Raw genomic sequence first — 17,193 nt, forward strand, 5'->3', positions numbered from 1 at the left:
ACAACTCCAAATACCGCGGCGTTCATGCGGACGGTGGAGGTCCGGCATCATTTGCGTTGCAAATGATTGTTGCTGGACGGATTGCTTGCATTTCCAATGCAGGCACGACTGGGCATGTCTTTCGTGATTGTCTTCGACAAAACAAGTCGCATTGATTTTCTAGATCAGTCATTTCATCAAAATCAGGCAGCGGGATATCTGCACCGAACCGAGGTGAGCATTGAAGTTGAACCCGTCTACCTCTCTGATTCCCGCCCTGCCGGCGATGATAATCGCGTTGGCATTTTTCGGGTATTTTTACAACAAAGCATTCGCGATTGATGATCCCTATTTTTTGTTTCAGGCACAGCATGTCTTGACCGACCCTTGGCATCCTTCCTCGTTCGATATCGCCTGGAATGATCGCTTTGATCGCGCTTCGATCCTCTCGCCAACGGGGCCCATGATGGCCTACATCTTGGTGCCGACGGTGCTGGCGGATGGGGCGGAGTGGGTCGCTCATTTGACGGTGACCCTCTTCCTCTGCTGGTCGGCTTATTCCATGGTGCGGATTGCCTTGTTGCTCGGTTTTTCCCGCAGTGAGGCACTTGTCTCCTCACTCATGTTGGTGGCCACGCCCACCGTGATTGCGATGAGCAGCACTGCCATGCCGGACATTCCAGGGCTTGCGTTCGCGCTCGCGGGTCTGGAACGCTGGCTGGCATTTCAGGCTCATCAAAAGTGGCATCAGGCAATATTGGCTTTTGTGTTTTTGAGCCTCGCGGTATTGACCCGTTCGCATGCGGCGGGAATTGTCGGTATTTGCGCGCTGACGCTGGTGCTGCCTCTAAAGGGGCAAAATACAAAACGGTCTGTTTGGTGGTTGAGCGTAGTTGCTTTGGCTGCCATACCGGCCGCTGTGCTTTTCGTTTCTTGGGTGACAGGGGACACCGCGGCAGAGACAAATAATCTTGCTCAAACCACAAGCTTTTTGAACCTGCGAAGTGCCGCCAGTAATTTTCTGGCGTTCTGTGGTCACTTCACTTTGGCTTTACCGTTGGCCCTGCCGTGGTTGCTGATGCGGGGCAAGCAGCTGTTTCGTTGGCAAACACTGGTGGCCCTGCTGCCCACGACGCTGATCTGTTGGGTCACGCTCATGCCTTGGTGGGTGTTTGTGATGGCGGGGCTGGGGGCAGTCAGCTTGGTGGACATCTTGTATGACGCGTGTCAACGACGTGACGCGCTACGGATTCTTCTCGGCTTATGGCTGCTGATTACATTGCCCATCTGTTTATACATTCATATGCCCAGCAAATATTTGGTGTTGTCGGTCCCGGCACTGGCGTTGTTATTAATCTTGGAGAGCCGTCACTATTCACGCAGGATCCGTAGGGCCGGTTTGGGAGTTTGGTTAGCGGGATCGCTGGTATTAGGATTTCTCATCATTAATTTTGATGCACGCAGGACCGACTTCGGGCGCCGCGCAGCTCGCGAACTTGTCGCAAACAAAACTGTGGAAGGCGCCGTTTGGTACGGGGGGCATTGGGGCTTTCAATGGTATGCTGAAAAGGCTGGGGCCAAGTCAGTGCTGAGTCCCGCCTTTCAGCCGCGCAAGGGCGATTGCATTGTCTGCAGCGAAACGTTTTTCATCCAAACGGCCAAATATCACTGTCGGCCAAGTTCACTGCTGGAAGAGACGCAGCCGGGCGGGCAAGTCATGAGCAATGGGGCCGGGTTCTACAGCAATTATTTTGGGTATCTGCCGATCTCTTGGGGGCACGGCGATTATGAGCGTTTCCATGTATTGGTCATAACAGACCCCGGCACACGCTGGTAGTGGGTCGGGGCGGGCAGCGGGCTGGCCTTCTTTGCTCGACGTCACGCGGGCTTTCAGTCATGTTGCTAGCGATACTAAAATGCCAAGGGCTGTTGTACTTCCCCGAAAGATTCTATTGGGGTCTCTCTTGGGTAAAATATTATTTGACCATCGCATACACCGGAGTTGCCGTTCGGGCCGAAATTGCAGTTGAGAATCATTGGCGGCATCCCGGTGAATTCAAGCAGTATCTGGTATAGCAATGCAGAACACTGATCCCTACTACCTCTATGAAACGGTTGTCGATGGTCGCCATCGTTACTTTGCCTCGTTGCTACCGCCCAATAGTGGTTTTGCCGAAGGTCTTCCCGGTGAAGCAATCATGGGGGAATTCACAAGAGGTCCGGGCGATTTAACGCCCGACGCATTTCAACAAAATACACAGTTCCTCCAGTTTATGGCATTTGTGGTCAGCAAGCACTGTGCAGCTTGTCCGGGATTGATGGCTGAGGCGCAACGCCAACAAAACGGTTACGTTTACATTCTTGATAAACGGACGCCGACCCCTGACGACGCAGTGCCGCCGGAAGATATCATTGGCGGCGTAGAGATCCAGGACGGTCAAATGATCCGCTATCACGGATCGCCAAATTACCAGTTAGTTACTTCCAATGGTTTCATGCAGCTCGACGATTGGCTCAGAGATCGGGTTATGGAAGAACTGGAGCAGATCGCCAAAGGGGGCGAGAACGTGAAAAACCAGTAATCGGATGACAATCTGTAGCACTGCAACCGTAGGGCGCGCGAATTCGGAATTCAACGTCGTCCGCTGAGGTCCTGCGAATCTTCGCCTTTCAAACGGGGTATTCTTGATCTCCTCGAATCGATTGCTTACGAGAAAATCCAGTCAAAGCCCCCGAGCTTGGCCTGCACAAGCTCGATGGGCGCTGGGCCCGCGCGCTGGACCGTGGGGCATGCTGGCCAGTGTTACTGGCCGCGATTGCTTGTACCGGATTGATCCAGCAAAGCTGCTAGCTCCGATTTCATCCAGCGTCGGCAAAGTTCCGTCATGGGAATATTCCGCCGCGCCGCCTCTTGACGGATGGCCTTCCAGTGCGAGAGTGGTACAAAGAGCGAAATCTGTTTGCGGAGTTCATGATTTGACATGTGAGCAACTTCTCCTTGACGAAACGGGCTTTTTTCAGGGTTTGTGTTTAAGGCTGCAAACATGGAGGAGATTAGTGGACTGCAAATCCGGACACGTGCCGTCGGCTATTCTTCATCCAGAAAATCGGCGTCGGTCAACCAGTCCGCGCCGGCAAGGTGCCGCCGATCCGTCCGCTTGTCGATCGGCGTCTGTCGCCGACTTCCGCGTCTTTTACTCGCCGGTGCCGGTGGCATGTGCTGGTCGTCGACAAGATCATCCAAATCGTCACAGGCATCTTCGCAAAGGTCTCTGGGGGACAACCCCATCTCGTCAACGGGGATCGAAAAGCGTGCTTCTCTAACCATGGCAGTTCTCTTCCTTGTGATCGGGGACCAATGAACAGGACAAATTGGACAGAATGCTATTGGCGTTTCGCAGCGGGAAGAACGCCCCACAATTCACTTTTCCTCGCGGTTTGACATTCTGTTGCCGATAGCGTACTGTCTGTTTGTACACCATTCAAGGATAAAGTTCGTAATTGTTCATATTTGTGGCAAATTGATGGGGGCACCCATGGGGTCGAAATCGGATTTGCGGGAGCCGACCTCCGCGCGACAGAGTCTCTCTGTTCGACTGCAAGCGTTTCGAATGCGTAAAGGCTGGAATATGGACCGGCTCTCCGAGGTGGCCGGGGTTTCGCGCACAACTGTGTATCACCTCGAGCGGGGCGACATCGCCAAGCCGCGTGCCTCTACACTCTATAAGCTGGCAGTTGCGCTGGAGATCGACCCGCACGAACTTTCACCCGATGCCATGCCGGTCGACGCCAGCGGTCCGGGATGGCCGCCTGGGGAGGCACAGCAGCGCGGCGACCCGCGCACCAAGTTCGACCTGCGCACAAATCCCTGCATAAAAGCAGCTTATCGCGGGGCAGCTGCGCATTTTACGGGGTGGTCACAGCAAGAGTGGGACGAACTCTACAGTACGTTCGGTGTCGGCGGACCTTTGACCGAGCAGGGTGTGCTGGAGATTGCCCGCAAAATCAACCGTAAGCGCGAGACCATTCACCAACTGCAAGTTGTGCTGGAAACGCACCATGCCGATGTCGCCGCTGGGTTGATCGCCAATTTGTATCGGCTCGTCCAGGCGGAATTGGATATTGCCATGCCCGCGCCCATGCAGGCTCCGGTGTCGCAAGGCGGCGGCGACGATTCGCCGCAGGGTGGCGAGGCCTCAACAGAGGCCGGGCAGGGGCAGATTTGAACAGAAAACAGAAAATTCATTTATGTTCACATTCAGTCGCTGTGGTAAGATACTGAAGAACCCCCACTGAATTGCCTGTTTGACCTATCAGCTCAAATCATGCAGGCAATATTTCACTGTCATAGCTGAAGCGAGCGGGGTCCTTGCAAAACTCGGTTCTGTTCTTTAATAATTAACGCCGCACAATTGGGTGCTTCCCGGTACGAAACCCATTCACCAGATGTCGGCGTGAATTGCGGTCCCGGGACCGGGCTGATTTGATGGCTCGCGACTTTCAAAAAACTTCGTAAAGGCAAGTGACTGATGAAATTGTTGCAAGGAAAATGGTTGGCTGGTGCGTTGTCGCTGGCGTTTGTGGTTTCGTGCATCGGCGGATGTGTGAAACCGGAAGGGACTCCGGCTCCCGGAAGCACGACCGGCACGACCGATGCACCGGTCGAAGAAGCTGCTGAAGGGGACACGGGTGTCGATGTTCCCGCGCCTGAAGCCGCAGCCGATACTGAAGAGAAGACTGAATAAACGCGTTTCCGTGTTTTATTCCACAAATGTCCAGCCCGCGGAGCCCATCGCTCCGCGGGCTGTTTTCGTTAAATTTGTGCTGATGTTTAAGAGATTGTGCCCGCAATTCCCCGCCCACCCGGTTGCCGGTCAGCCACCGTTCAGTTATTTTTAACGATAACAAACCAGGGCAAAGCGATCGTTGCCCAACGGTCCCTCCTTCGATACGTTGCCTTCTGCCCAGAGGCCCCTACCACCAAGTCAACTCGCGAGGCCGCCATGAGATTCACTTGCCTAGTTCGCTGTCTGGCCGTCGTAGCGTTGGCCACCATCGTGGTCAGCGTTCCCGGTTCCCTGCCTGCGGAGGAGACTTTCGAAGTCGATCCGCTCGACTGGCCGCATTGGCGCGGCCCGGAATACAACGGGATTTCTCGCGAGACGGGACTGGTGGATTCATGGTCGCCGGACGGTGAGAATGTCTTGTGGTTCAAAGAGTATCTCGGCTCCCGTTCGACTCCGATCATCATGCGGGGCAAGTTGTATACCATCACACGGGACGATGTAGCGAGTCCCCGCGAAGGCGAAAAAGTCGTCTGCGCCGATGCTGTGACGGGCGAAAAGATTTGGGAAAACAAATTCAATGTTTATCTCTCGGACGTCCCAGCGGAGCGGGTCGGATGGTCTTCGGTGGTTGGCGATCCGACAACCGGTCGGGTCTATGCGATGGGTGTCTGCGGGCTGTTTCAGTGCATCGATGGGGAGACCGGCGAGACGATTTGGGAACATTCTTTGTCCGAAGAGTACGGCGCGCTAACCACGTACGGCGGACGGACCAACGTTCCGGTCATCCATGGAAACTTGGTGATCATCAGTGCGATTGTGATCGATTGGGGCGACATGGCCAAACCGGCGCATCGCTTCATCGCATTCGATAAACGCAACGGGCAGCCTGTGTGGTTCAACGGCACGCGTTTGCTGCCGTATGACACGAATTACAGTAGTCCAGTGTTGGCGACGATTGATGGTCAAGAAGTTTTAGTCTTCGGCTCGGGAGATGGCGGCGTACACGCCTTTCAACCACAAACCGGCAAGCCGATTTGGTCCTACGACGTTTCGCGGCGGGGCATCAATGTGACACCGTTGGTTGTGGGAGACCGGGTTTATGCCGGGCATAGCGAAGAAAATCTAGTCGGTACCAAAATGGGCGCTGTGTTCGCGATTGACGGTATCGGTGAAGGAGACGTGACAAAATCCAAAGAACTTTGGCGCAACGAACGGATGATGGTCGGCAAGAGTTCGCCCATTATGGTGGACGGCAAGTTGTTCACCGTCGACGACCGTGGCGGCGTGATTGTGCTGGACCCTGAGACGGGCAACACGATCGCTAAAAAGAAAATCGGCCGCATGATGCGGAGCAGCCCGGTGTATGCCGATGGAAAAATTTACGTCTGTAGCACAGGCGGACGCTGGCACATCCTCAAACTCGAAGACGATCGGATCAAGATCGTGCATAAGCTGATGTTGAAAGACAGAAGCTCACACGGTTCACCGGTCATTTCGCATGGTCGGATTTATATTCCGTTCATCGAAGGCATGTATTGCATTGGCAAAAAAGATCAACAGCCGACCGCCGATCCGCGTCCCGCTCCCGCGGAAGTGACTCCCGTATCCGCAGATGATGTCGCAACGCAGGTGCAAGTTGTGCCGGTCGAAGCCTTGCTCAAGCCGGGACAAAAGCTGAAGTATCAAGCGCGGCTTTACAACGCCCGGGGACAATTCCTCAAAGTGGCCGACGATGCGAAATTTAGCATCGAGGGCATTGGCACAATCAGCGGAGATGGGAAGTACGAAGCCTCCAACGATCCCGCGCATTCCGAAGTCAAAGTCACAGCCAACGTCGGCGATCTGTCCGGCACGGCTCGAATTCGCATCGTCCCCCCGCTGCCGTGGAAGTTCGAATTCGACGACGGCCAAGTCCCGGTGACCTGGGTGGGGGCGCGCTATCGGCACATTGCTCTGGACTTTGATTTGCTCAAAAAACTGGAACAGCAAAGCCCATTGGCCTCGCAGTTGTATATCTACTTGATGACCAGTTACATCAACAGCGGCCGACCGGTTGCGAAATTCGCCGACGATTCTCCGCGGATGACTTGGAGCGCCTTGTTGCGGTTTTTAGAACGGCTGGATGGCTCGGATTCGATTCGTACCTTAGACGAAGCGAAAGCGGCACTCGATCCGGCGCTGCAGTTATTGGCGGATGAAAAAGTGGTCGCCGAATGGGATTGGGCGACGCCGACACCGGACGTCATTCAATTGACTGTCAAACAAGGGACTCGACCGGTGGATGGCAATGGTGTGATGACCAAGATCAAAACCATTCCCAAAGGGGCGCGCAGCCAATCTTGGATGGGACATGTCGGATTGCATGACTATACGATTCAAGCCGACGTGCTCGGTGCGAGTAAAAATGGAAAAATGCCCGACATCGGTTTGATCGGTCAGCGGTACACGCTGGACTTGATGGGGAATAGCCAGCAATTGCAGATCCGCACATGGCCGCCGCAATTGCGGATGGCCCAAACGGTTCCGTTCACGTGGGAACCGGACGTGTGGTACACAATGAAACTGCAATCCGCGATTGAAGACGGCAAAGCGGTTCTACGCGGCAAGGTCTGGAAGCGGGACGAGGCGGAACCGGAGCAATGGCTGGTCGAAGCGGTCGACACGGTCCCCAATCTGACCGGAAGCCCCGGCCTGTTTGGAAACGCCAAGGAGGCGGAGTTATTCATCGACAACGTCCAAGTCATCGGCAACAAGTAACTAGTGAATTGCCGGTGGCCCTTTTCCTCCCTTTCCCGCCGGGAGAGGGCGGGGGTGAGAGGGCCACACAAAGTTGGGCCTATCCCACCTAAAAACCCGCCCAATTCCAGACTGCGGCTGTATACAAAAATAACAATCGTCAATCAACGAGCCTCAAAATAACGTAGTGCTCATTGATCTCATACAAAATCCAACAAGGTGTTTGACCATGAAACGCAAGTTGTCACAGGTACTCGTCGGCTGTTCGGTGTTGACTCTCGTCGGCGTCGTGACTGCGGTCCTCCCTTCGGCCGAGTCGGAACCCAAGGTCGGTCCAACGGAACTGGCTCTCGAAGCGATTTCTAAAATGGACGTCCAGCCGCTCGACTGGCCGCAATGGGGCGGTAGTCCGGCACGCAACAACACTCCAGCCGGTAAAAATATCCCCACAAAGTGGGATGTGGCTGAGGGAGAAAACATCAAATGGTCAGCCGATCTCGGCTCGCAGACCTACGGCAACGCGGTGGTCGCCAACGGAAAAGTCTATGTCGGAACGAACAACGGCGCCGGTCACGTCAAGCGTTATCCGGCACGGGTCGATCTGGGATGCCTGCTTTGTTTCGATGAACAAACCGGAGAGTTTTTGTGGCAACACTCCAGCGAAAAACTCCCCACCGGCCGCGTGCACGACTGGCCGCTGCAAGGCATTTGTTGTGCTCCCTACGCCGATGGCGAACGCTTGTGGTACGTCTCCAGCCGTGGTGAAGTTGTCTGCTTGGATACGGCCGGTTTTCACGATGGAAAAAACAACGGGCCGTACACCGAAGAGCCGAACGAAAACAAAGACGAAGCCGATGTGATTTGGAAGTTCAACATGATGGACGACCTGCAGGTTTCGCAGCACAACATGTGCAGCTGTTCGGTCACCTGTGCCGGCGATGTCCTGCTGGTCAATACCTCCAACGGCCTCGACGAATCACACATCAACTTGCCCTCACCGGATGCGCCCAGTTTTATTGCGTTGGATCGCAACACCGGCAAAGTGATTTGGACCGACAAGTCACCCGGGACAAACATCCTGCACGGCCAATGGTCCTCGCCAACCTATGCGGTCCTGGGCGGGCAGCCGCAGGCATTGTTCGCCGGTGGCGACGGATGGATCTATAGCTTCGATCCCAAAGGGGACGGGCAAGGCAACTCCAAGATGCTGTGGAAGTTCGACTGCAATCCCAAGACATCGGAATGGAAACTGGGAGGTCGCGGAACCCGTAATAACATCATTGCCACGCCCGTGGTTTATGACGGACTGGTTTACGTCGCCGTGGGGCAAGATCCCGAACACGAAGAGGGCCTGGGCCATCTCTGGTGCATTGATCCCACGAAACGCGGCGACGTGAGTGAAGAACTCGCCGTCGACGCCAACGGAGAACCGATTCCGCATCAACGCATTCAAGCGGTCAACGAAGCCAATGGTGAAAAAACGACTCCCAATCCCAACTCGGCTGCCGTCTGGCATTACAGTCAGTTCGACTGGGATGGCGACGGAGAGATTGCCGACTTCATGGAAGAGATGCATCGATCCTGTGGGACAGTGGCGATCAAGGACGACATCTTGTTTATCGCCGACTTCAGCGGCCTGTTTCATTGCCTGGATGCCAAAACCGGCAAAGTGCATTGGACGTACGACATGCTTTCACCCGCTTGGGGTTCGCCCTTGATCGTAGAAGGTCGCGTCTACATCGGCGATGAAGATGGTGACATTTCGATCTTTCCGCTGACCACCGATCCTGAAGAAGCATTCCATGAAGTCGACGGCGAATTGCTCCCCAAATTGGGCGTGATCAACATGGAAGAGTCGGTGTACAGTACGCCGATCGTCGCTAACAATGTGTTGTTCATCAGCAACAAGAGCAAGCTGTACGCAATTTCCCCGAAGGACTAATTCGTAGAGCGCTTGTCATAGCGAATCAATAAGCGACGTACCCTCTGATCGTGGGGTGCGTCGCTTTATTTGTTCCCCCCTAACGCTTCGCTGTTCAGGACTGCGTACCCAAACGAATTGTCGAGGCGTCGTTCGGGGAGCCGCGAAACTCCTCCGCCAATTTACGAAGCCGCTCGACAGCGGCGCGTCCGGCGCGGGCTTGGAGAATGCGGCAGGGGATCGCGAAACAGCGGGCCAACCGCGTGATCGGTTGCGACCAGGACCGCAGGGCGACAGTGATATCGCCGGTGGCTAGATTTTTTTCGACGCTGAAGGTTTCGCTGCCCATCACAGGATGTTCGACGATCGTGGTGTAGGTGAAACCGGTCCGCCAGATACCGTCTTGGGGAGCATCAAACGTTTCCAATACGCGTGATGCAAAAAACAGATCGATCCCGGGGAACAAATGGTATTGCGTGCCAACCGTGTCGCCCGAATCGAGGGGCGACCGCAATAAATTCGGCGTGACCAGCGACTCCGGAAAGGCGCGATAGGAGAACACCACTTCTGCTAAGGCCCGATGCAGTCCCGCTGGAATCGGCTCGCCGGACGGCTCGCGGCCTACGCTGCCGGTGAAGGCATTCTCCCGCACCAACCGCTCTTCGCGCGGACGCGTCGCTTCCCAGGTTTCCCGTTTCAGCCAGGGGGCTAAGTCAGGCTTGCCACTCAGTGGGCGAAATAGGATTTGCATTGTGAATGCCTTCTACACAGAATTTAGTTTGGCCGATGCTCAGTCATGGTTTGCTGCTCAACGAAATGCCAACCGCACACGCCACACAGCGCGAACCCGAACGCATTGATCACCGCGTGATAACGCAACATCCATGGTATGTCGATCCCCAGTAGATGCACGCCACGAAATACGCCGGCCGCAAAAAGAATGGACATACACATTCCTGCAATCAACGACAGCCCGGAAATAAGTAGTAGGGATCGGCGTACCCCGCAGAATTTCCGCACCGCCACGCGGCATTGGCCCCAGGCAATGATCATCGCCACCACGGACAACCCAACAGCGGCCAGCCATTCCGGATACAGATAATTGAACCGTGACAAGGTGATCCCCGTTGCCAGCGCCGGGATTCCGAAAAGCGCCAAAGCTGTGGCAACGCGGACAATTTTTCCGGGGCGGTGACGGATGACTTGACCCGCCAGTATTAACAAGATGAACCCCGCATAATGAAAGTGGACGGCTGTCGCCAGAATGATGATGTCACTGAAACCAAAGACCGTCAGTTCCGAGCGCGTCATCACGGTTGCGACACCGCCAATCGGCAGGTAGAGCATCGCCACCTGGGAGCAGAGACGTTCTAGCGAACGATTTTGATCCGCATCGAAATCCAACAGGCCGATGAGGGCGATCAGCCCGGTCGTCAGTAGCCACGGTACCGCCATCAGGCCCGCCCACGTGCCGGTGGGTAGTGTAAAAGAGATTGCGACCAGGGTGGCTGCGGGGAATTGGATCCGCCACAGGGTGATCCACAATGGAGAGATGAGCTTCGACGACATTGTCACTGTGGTCAGTGGCAACGCGAGCGGCATGAGCACCAAGGGGGCCAACAAGAAAAGCCCGGCCGCCCAACGCATCTCAAACGGCTCGGGCGTCATCGATAGGGCGACAACGGCGAGCAACCAAATCAGGCTCCCCCGCCGAGCAGTGCGTTGCCCGGTATGGAGTGCTGCGTTGCAAGATGACAACGACGCTGTTGTTGGTCTGGCAAAAACATTTTCCATCGCGGTTTCTCAATTCTAAAGGTTATCGGGAACGCCCCGATCTTCAGAAAAGAACCGCAGTGAATCGTCGAAATTAACCGCTGTTTTGAGAACGCTTAGGTGGCACCGACCATTTGTTCCATTTCGTGGACAAAGCGGCCGACCTCGTGTTCGTTGTTGCAAATCCAGACCCGTCGGACTTGCGTCCAGGTGACGAATAAGTCGTGCCCATTAAACAGCCCGGTCGATTCGTCGAGCAACGTAATGCGAACACCGAGTGCCTCGTCGGTCGCAGCGACTTCGCCGATGTAGAGCGTGCTGTCAGTGGTGAGTAAGCCAACTTTGCGTGCCGCTTCAAGAATTGCCATAGTTCATCCGTGCCCTGTGTGATGCGGGTCTCGAAAAAGCGTCCGATCTAATGGTGGCGTTATAGCAGATGGTCGGTCGGTGCTCCAAGCCCGGACAAAATGAGCCCTCCCCCGGATAAGTCGGGAGAGGGCCTATGCACGAGACGCGACCGCAACGGTCGTGTTAGTCGAGCTCTTTGATTTTCACATTCCGCACCCACACTTTTTGGCCGTGGTCTTGGAAACCAAGATAGCCTTTGCGGGCGGCATCTTTAATCACCGAGCCGAACTTGTGCTCAGTGCCGTCGGGCCGTAGGCCTTTTTCGGTGAAATCGTCGCAGTTCATTTCCGAAACGACTTCGCCATTGGTAACGATTTGAATGTGTGGGCCTTTGCAGGTGATTTGCAGAGAATTCCAATCGCCCGGCTCAGCAACAACATCGCGGGTTGCTGGCACGAGGTCATAAATCGCGCCGAAATCGTGAATCCCCGTTCCGCCGCTATACACCTGGGCTTCGAACCCGGTCATCACCGGATTTTTGGGGTCGGCGACGCGGAAGAAGATTCCGGAGTTGCAATCATCGCTGCTCATTTTGACGTCGCACTTGAGTACGAAGTCGCCGAATTGATCTTCATGGATAATCAAATAGCCGCCCGATTTGAACGGGACCAAACTTCCCTCTTCGACCGGTGTGGCGATTTCTTTGCCGTTGTTGCAGTGCCAGCCGGTGTGATCCTTGCCATTGAACAACAACCGCCAACCGTCGGCCTTTTCAGCTTCGGTCAGTTGATTGGGGGTCGCCAAGCTTTTTTCAGCGGCTGCGGCGCGGGCGGTTTTCATTACGCTGGCCAGAGTGACAGGCACGCCTCCTTGGCGTTTGCTTTCATCGGCTGCTTCCATAAAGGCATAGATCTGTAGCGTTTCCGCTGCACTCACCGGCGCCTTACCGGTGCGAAAGAATTTCACGATTTCGACGAGCAACGGCTTGTAGCCATCGTATTTTCCGATCGGTCGAATTTCTTTGCTGCCGAACGCCGTGCCACCGTATCCTCCTTTGCCACGAATTCCGCGAAACGTGCCAATTCGTCCTCCGTCCCAAGTCCCTACGGCAACGTCCATGTCGGGGGCGCCCACGCGGACGACCGATTTGCAGCCGGTGCCCATACAGGTGAACAGGGTTTCCACGCCGTGAATACCATACCAGTAAAAGTCGGGATGCGTCGCTTCGAGTGAACACGGGCTATAGGCATCGCAACCGACGACCTCGCCGATTGCACCGTTGCGAATTGCCTGGGCGCCGGAGGAGTAGCGTAACGACGACGAAGAAAAAACAGGGACGTCGTAAAACTGCGCAGCATTAAAAATCGCCACGGCATCGGTCAAGGAGCCGGCAATCGGCTTGTCAATAAAAACCGGTTTGCCTGCTTTGAGTACCGGCAGGACTTGTTCGTAGTGCGGACGTCCATCGTTGGTTTCCAGCAATACGACGTCGACTTTTTCCAGCAAGGCATCGATGGAATCGACGATCTCTACGTCCATCGCTTTGATTTTTTCAGTGTATCCCGGAACGCGACTCGTGCTGCTCTCGATGTCGGGGCTCCCCTTGGGGTAGGCCGCCTCAACGCGGCAATTGGCGAATTCCGGTCCGGGATCTTTGGAGTTGAGCATTCCAGCAAAGGCCAGCACGTGGGACGTGTCGAGACCGATGATTCCCACCCGCAACTCTTTGTCAGCGGCAAATGTTAGTGTGGCGGGTAACAGGGCAATGGCTGCCGTTAAGAGGATCAACAAACGTCGTGTCATGGGGTTCTTGCTCCGCGGAGGAATATGGGGTGTGCGAGTGAGAAGTTTTTTCTGGGAGGAAAGTGTGGCGAATGCTCCAAACAAGTTGCCTTCCATTGAAACTGTCCTGCCCTGTGGATGCAAGTGGCGGGGAAGAATTCAATGCGGAGTTTTTACTGCGTGGACGAGAGAATCAACGCGGCGTTATACTGGCGACTTCCATACTATAGATTCCCCGGGAGCCATGACCGATGTCCGCCGTAACGACCAACCCGTTTATTTCGCTGCATGCCGACGATAATATTGCCGTTGCGGCGCGACATGTCCCTGCAGGGACAACATTGGAAATTGCGGGTAACGGCTTGACCACGAATGACGCGATCGATTTGGGGCACAAAGTGGCTGTCATTGCCATCGCGAAAGGGCAGCCGGTCAAGAAATTCGGGCAGACAATCGGTTTCGCTTCCCGCGATATCCCAGCAGGGACTTGGGTGCATACCCACAACGTGGTCATCGGCGAACTAGAATTAGATTACGCCTGTGCCAGCGATATTCCGCCCGATCCGGCGCCGATTACCGGACGTGCATTTATGGGCTACCGCCGCCCCGATGGCCGTGCTGCGACGCGGAACTATGTGGGAATCATCTCCACGGTGAACTGTTCGGCCAGTACCTCGAAATATGCCGCTGCCCAATTTGACCATGAGTTGCTTGAGCAATACGAAAACATTGACGGCATCATTCCGCTGGTCCACAAGGCGGGCTGCGCGATGCAGTATGGTGGGGACGATCACTATCAGCTAAACCGCGTTTTGTCTGGTTTCGCCAAGCATCCCAACATTGGTGCCTATGTCATCGTGGGACTCGGTTGCGAAACGGGACCGGGTTCATTTCTGGCGGAAAAAACCGGATTAGTACAATTGCAGGTTCCCGGCCAACAACCGGAAGAGTTGCCGTTGATCTTGAACATTCAAGATGTCGGCGGCGTCCGCAAAACAGTGCAGCGGACCGTTGAGGTCTTAAAAGAGTTACTCCCCGAAGCAAACAAAGTCCGCCGCGAGCCGATTCCGGTCTCGGAATTGATTTTGGGCTGTGAGTGCGGCGGCAGCGACGGCAATAGTGGTGTGACCGCCAATCCGGCATTGGGGATTGCCAGCGACTTGTTGATTGCGAATGGCGGCACGTCGATTTTGGCGGAAACGCCGGAAATCTGTGGTGGAGAACACACCCTCACGCGTCGGGCGGCGACGAAGGAAGTCGGCGAGAAATTGATTGAGCGGGTTCGGTGGTGGGAGGAATACACGGCCAAATTCGGTGTGGAGATTAACAACAACCCATCGCCCGGCAACAAAAAGGGGGGGCTGACCACGATTTATGAGAAATCGTTGGGAGCGATCGCTAAAGGGGGCGGTACTGCTCTCAAAGCGGTTTATCAGTATGCCGAACCGGTGACGGAAAAGGGCTTTGTGTTCATGGATTCGCCCGGCTACGACCCCGCTTCGGTGACCGGCATGGTGGCCGGCGGCGCCAATGTTGTGGTGTTTACGACCGGCCGTGGAAGCTGCTTCGGCTGCAAACCGGTTCCCTCCATCAAAGTCGCAACGAATACGCCCATGTATGAACGGATGGTCGACGACATGGACATCAACGCCGGCAAGGTTTTAGACGGCAGCACTGTTGAAGACGTCGGGGCGGAGATCTTTGAGATGATCGTGGCGACCGCTAGCGGCGAGCAGACCAAAAGCGAAGCACAGGGCATTGGCGACGAAGAGTTTTGCCCTTGGAGTATTGGTCCCGTCTTGTGAGGCAGTAGGCTAATGGGGGCGTTGCTGTTGTTGAGGCGATGGTGGTTTGGGGCCTTTGACGGCAAATTAGCTCGGGTTTTGCAAAAAGCCGGGAGGTGTTTCGCGCTCATCTCAATTTGTGGATCGTGCCCGAACACCGTGCGGGGGAGTTGTTGCTCGCTTCATTTTGCTTGTGGAAATCAGCAGGAACTCTACGCGCAACTCAAACCCCTTATTCGACTTAGCGCGGGCGACGACTCTCTGAGATGGACCGGCGTTTTTGCCGCTTCATCCGTGATGTTTGTTTTGACCGCCAGCATCATTACATCCGCGACAAGACCGAGAATGGATAATTCCCGGACAATCGCTACAGAATGCCAACTTCCCTGACCGATACAACTCGCAGGACGAAATTGTCGTACGCTTGTCGCCAAATCATGGGGGGGGCTGGCGTTGTTCTTGAATGCAGACCATGCGTTTAAGTAAGGATAAATCTGATGCGGATGCAACACTGGTCAAAATGGGTGATGGCGTTATTGGTAAACGCGGCGTGCGTTGCCACAGTCCACGCTCAAGACTACCCCGTCGACGTCACGGATCAATCCGGCGTCAATCAACCACAAGCCGGGACCGGCACCGGTACCGTTGACGCGACCCAAATGGGAACGCCAATGGGTGCTGGGCAATTCACCGGCTACTCTGGCGAGTACGGCTCAGACCCGGTCCAACCCTGGCCCGAAGTCTCACCGTTTGACAACTCGTTTGATCAAACCTATTACGACGAAGGTTTGTGGTACCGCCGCACGAATCGTCGTCAGACTAGGCACTATTTCAACATGGACTTCTGGGCTGCAAAATTAAAACGGCCCAAGAGCGGACAGCCAGATGGGCTGGTTGGCTCGACGATCGTCAATCAGGATAACGTCTATGAGTGGACGATTCGCGAGGTTCTAGGCCAGCCGCAATTTGTCCCTGAAAAAGACTTCTCCAACAACTTCTACACCCAAGAGTTTGGTGCGGATGCAACACGAGCCTCGTTCCGGACGCAATTTGGTGCGGTCAATGCGGACGATAGCGGGTGGGAAATCTCCGCTTTTTTTGCTCCGAGTGACAGCGATAAAGACCAAAATGTCACTGTAGGACCAACGGGACTGAACCGAACTCCCGACTTCGGCGCCAGTGTCGGCGAAGGACTTGCGACGTTTAACGGTGGTTTTGTGGTGACAGAAGTCTTCCCCGATCTGGGCAGTCTGTCCTTCGACCAGGGCGTTATCATGCACTTTGATAGCAAGGCTTGGGGCGGCGACATCAATTATTACACGACTCCCATCGGCAACGGACACGGCAATAGCGATTTCCACGCCTCGATGGGTATCCGCTACTTAGGGATTTGGGAAGACTTCGGATTTCAAGGAAGCGACTCCGGATTCAATGAGCGACTCATCTGGGTTCCGGATGGACGCGTCTACCAAATCAGTCCTTTCACAACCGAAGTCCAAAGCAAGCTTAAAAGTAACCTTGTGGGACCGCAGCTCGGCCTCAAATGGGCACTGGGTGGCGACTCGTTTAAGTTGACGACCGAAGCCAAAGGCTCCATCGCTGCCAACTTTGAAGAAAATGAGTTGCGGTACACCGGCTATGGATTGCAGCCCAACAATGACTTGATCGCTGCTGACAATCCGCTGAACGGATTCCCCAACTCCAACTTGCGTCCTGGCGATCCTCGTGCAGGACGGGAGAACGAGGTGAATGTGGACTATGCACCGATTTTCGAGGTTTCCGTTATGGCGGAATTCGGATTCATGCAATATGTTCCCGTGCTAAATAAACTACCGGGATTCGGAGACTCCAAGTTTCGATTCGGATACGCTTATACACAAGCATGGCGGATTCGGCGGGCGGCTCAAGCCGTTAATTACAACGCCCCGTTCCCCATCTTGAACGAGGATCGCGAAAATTGGCATGTCGGAGGTTGGACTGCCGGTTTCAATTGGAATTTCTAAGAACGGCACGGAACTTTCCGCATCAGTTCCGTGACTCGTCCTGAAAAGATCTGTCGAATACGAACAGAGAGCAACTGCCC

At 55.0% G+C, this 17,193-nt stretch carries 14 protein-coding genes; 8 read left to right on the forward strand and 6 right to left on the reverse strand.

What is annotated here, in order from left to right; translation table 11 throughout:
* Positions 1 to 220 precede the first annotated feature (220 nt).
* Together CA54_RS16840 and CA54_RS16845 are read left to right on the forward strand one after the other, a co-directional pair.
* Complete coding sequence (locus CA54_RS16840) at positions 221 to 1,816, forward strand: ArnT family glycosyltransferase (protein WP_146371970.1); 1,596 nt, start codon at positions 221 to 223, stop codon at positions 1,814 to 1,816.
* 241 nt (positions 1,817 to 2,057) lie between these two features.
* The gene (locus CA54_RS16845) at positions 2,058 to 2,561 is read left to right on the forward strand and encodes a hypothetical protein (RefSeq protein ID WP_146371971.1); all 504 of its coding nucleotides are present in this window, start codon (positions 2,058 to 2,060) and stop codon (positions 2,559 to 2,561) included.
* A 221-nt stretch (positions 2,562 to 2,782) separates the two neighbouring features.
* Here CA54_RS16845 and CA54_RS16850 read toward each other — a convergent pair whose 3' ends face one another.
* Positions 2,783 to 2,962 carry a hypothetical protein gene (locus CA54_RS16850; RefSeq protein ID WP_146371972.1) on the reverse strand — a complete coding sequence of 60 codons (180 nt, stop codon included), beginning with the start codon at positions 2,960 to 2,962 and terminating at the stop codon, positions 2,783 to 2,785.
* Positions 2,963 to 3,067: 105 nt separating this feature from the next.
* Positions 3,068 to 3,307, reverse strand: a complete 240-nt coding sequence (locus CA54_RS16855) for a hypothetical protein (RefSeq protein ID WP_146371973.1) — start codon at positions 3,305 to 3,307, stop codon at positions 3,068 to 3,070.
* 208 nt (positions 3,308 to 3,515) lie between these two features.
* Here CA54_RS16855 and CA54_RS16860 point away from each other — a divergent pair, with 208 nt between their 5' ends.
* The 4 genes from CA54_RS16860 to CA54_RS16875 all read left to right on the forward strand — a co-directional run bounded on the left by CA54_RS16860 (position 3,516) and on the right by CA54_RS16875 (position 9,444).
* Complete coding sequence (locus CA54_RS16860; RefSeq protein WP_146371974.1) at positions 3,516 to 4,205, forward strand: helix-turn-helix domain-containing protein; 690 nt, start codon at positions 3,516 to 3,518, stop codon at positions 4,203 to 4,205.
* A 303-nt stretch (positions 4,206 to 4,508) separates the two neighbouring features.
* Positions 4,509 to 4,724: a hypothetical protein gene (locus tag CA54_RS16865; RefSeq protein ID WP_146371975.1), complete on the forward strand. Its 216-nt coding sequence runs from the start codon at positions 4,509 to 4,511 to the stop codon at positions 4,722 to 4,724.
* Between the two features lie 258 nt (positions 4,725 to 4,982).
* A complete protein-coding gene (locus CA54_RS16870) occupies positions 4,983 to 7,523 on the forward strand; it encodes an outer membrane protein assembly factor BamB family protein (protein WP_146371976.1) in 2,541 nt (846 codons plus the stop codon).
* Positions 7,524 to 7,731: 208 nt separating this feature from the next.
* The gene (locus tag CA54_RS16875) at positions 7,732 to 9,444 is read left to right on the forward strand and encodes an outer membrane protein assembly factor BamB family protein (RefSeq protein WP_146371977.1); all 1,713 of its coding nucleotides are present in this window, start codon (positions 7,732 to 7,734) and stop codon (positions 9,442 to 9,444) included.
* 94 nt (positions 9,445 to 9,538) lie between these two features.
* Here the strand turns inward: CA54_RS16875 and CA54_RS16880 are convergent, their stop codons facing one another.
* From CA54_RS16880 to CA54_RS16895, 4 genes are all read right to left on the reverse strand, one after another.
* Positions 9,539 to 10,174: a DUF1990 family protein gene (locus tag CA54_RS16880; RefSeq protein ID WP_146371978.1), complete on the reverse strand. Its 636-nt coding sequence runs from the start codon at positions 10,172 to 10,174 to the stop codon at positions 9,539 to 9,541.
* A 23-nt stretch (positions 10,175 to 10,197) separates the two neighbouring features.
* Entirely contained in the window at positions 10,198 to 11,115 is a 918-nt protein-coding gene (locus tag CA54_RS16885; RefSeq protein ID WP_197532516.1) for a YndJ family transporter, read from the reverse strand.
* Between the two features lie 197 nt (positions 11,116 to 11,312).
* Complete coding sequence (locus tag CA54_RS16890) at positions 11,313 to 11,564, reverse strand: hypothetical protein (RefSeq protein WP_146371980.1); 252 nt, start codon at positions 11,562 to 11,564, stop codon at positions 11,313 to 11,315.
* 163 nt (positions 11,565 to 11,727) lie between these two features.
* Positions 11,728 to 13,347, reverse strand: a complete 1,620-nt coding sequence (locus CA54_RS16895) for a family 16 glycoside hydrolase (RefSeq protein ID WP_146371981.1) — start codon at positions 13,345 to 13,347, stop codon at positions 11,728 to 11,730.
* Between the two features lie 230 nt (positions 13,348 to 13,577).
* Here CA54_RS16895 and CA54_RS16900 point away from each other — a divergent pair, with 230 nt between their 5' ends.
* Both CA54_RS16900 and CA54_RS16905 read left to right on the forward strand, forming a co-directional pair.
* Positions 13,578 to 15,131: a UxaA family hydrolase gene (locus CA54_RS16900; RefSeq protein ID WP_146371982.1), complete on the forward strand. Its 1,554-nt coding sequence runs from the start codon at positions 13,578 to 13,580 to the stop codon at positions 15,129 to 15,131.
* 476 nt (positions 15,132 to 15,607) lie between these two features.
* Entirely contained in the window at positions 15,608 to 17,113 is a 1,506-nt protein-coding gene (locus CA54_RS16905; RefSeq protein WP_146371983.1) for a hypothetical protein, read from the forward strand.
* The last annotated feature ends 80 nt before the right edge of the window (positions 17,114 to 17,193 follow it).

Source organism: Symmachiella macrocystis (assembly GCF_007860075.1).
Lineage (GTDB): Bacteria > Planctomycetota > Planctomycetia > Planctomycetales > Planctomycetaceae > Symmachiella > Symmachiella macrocystis.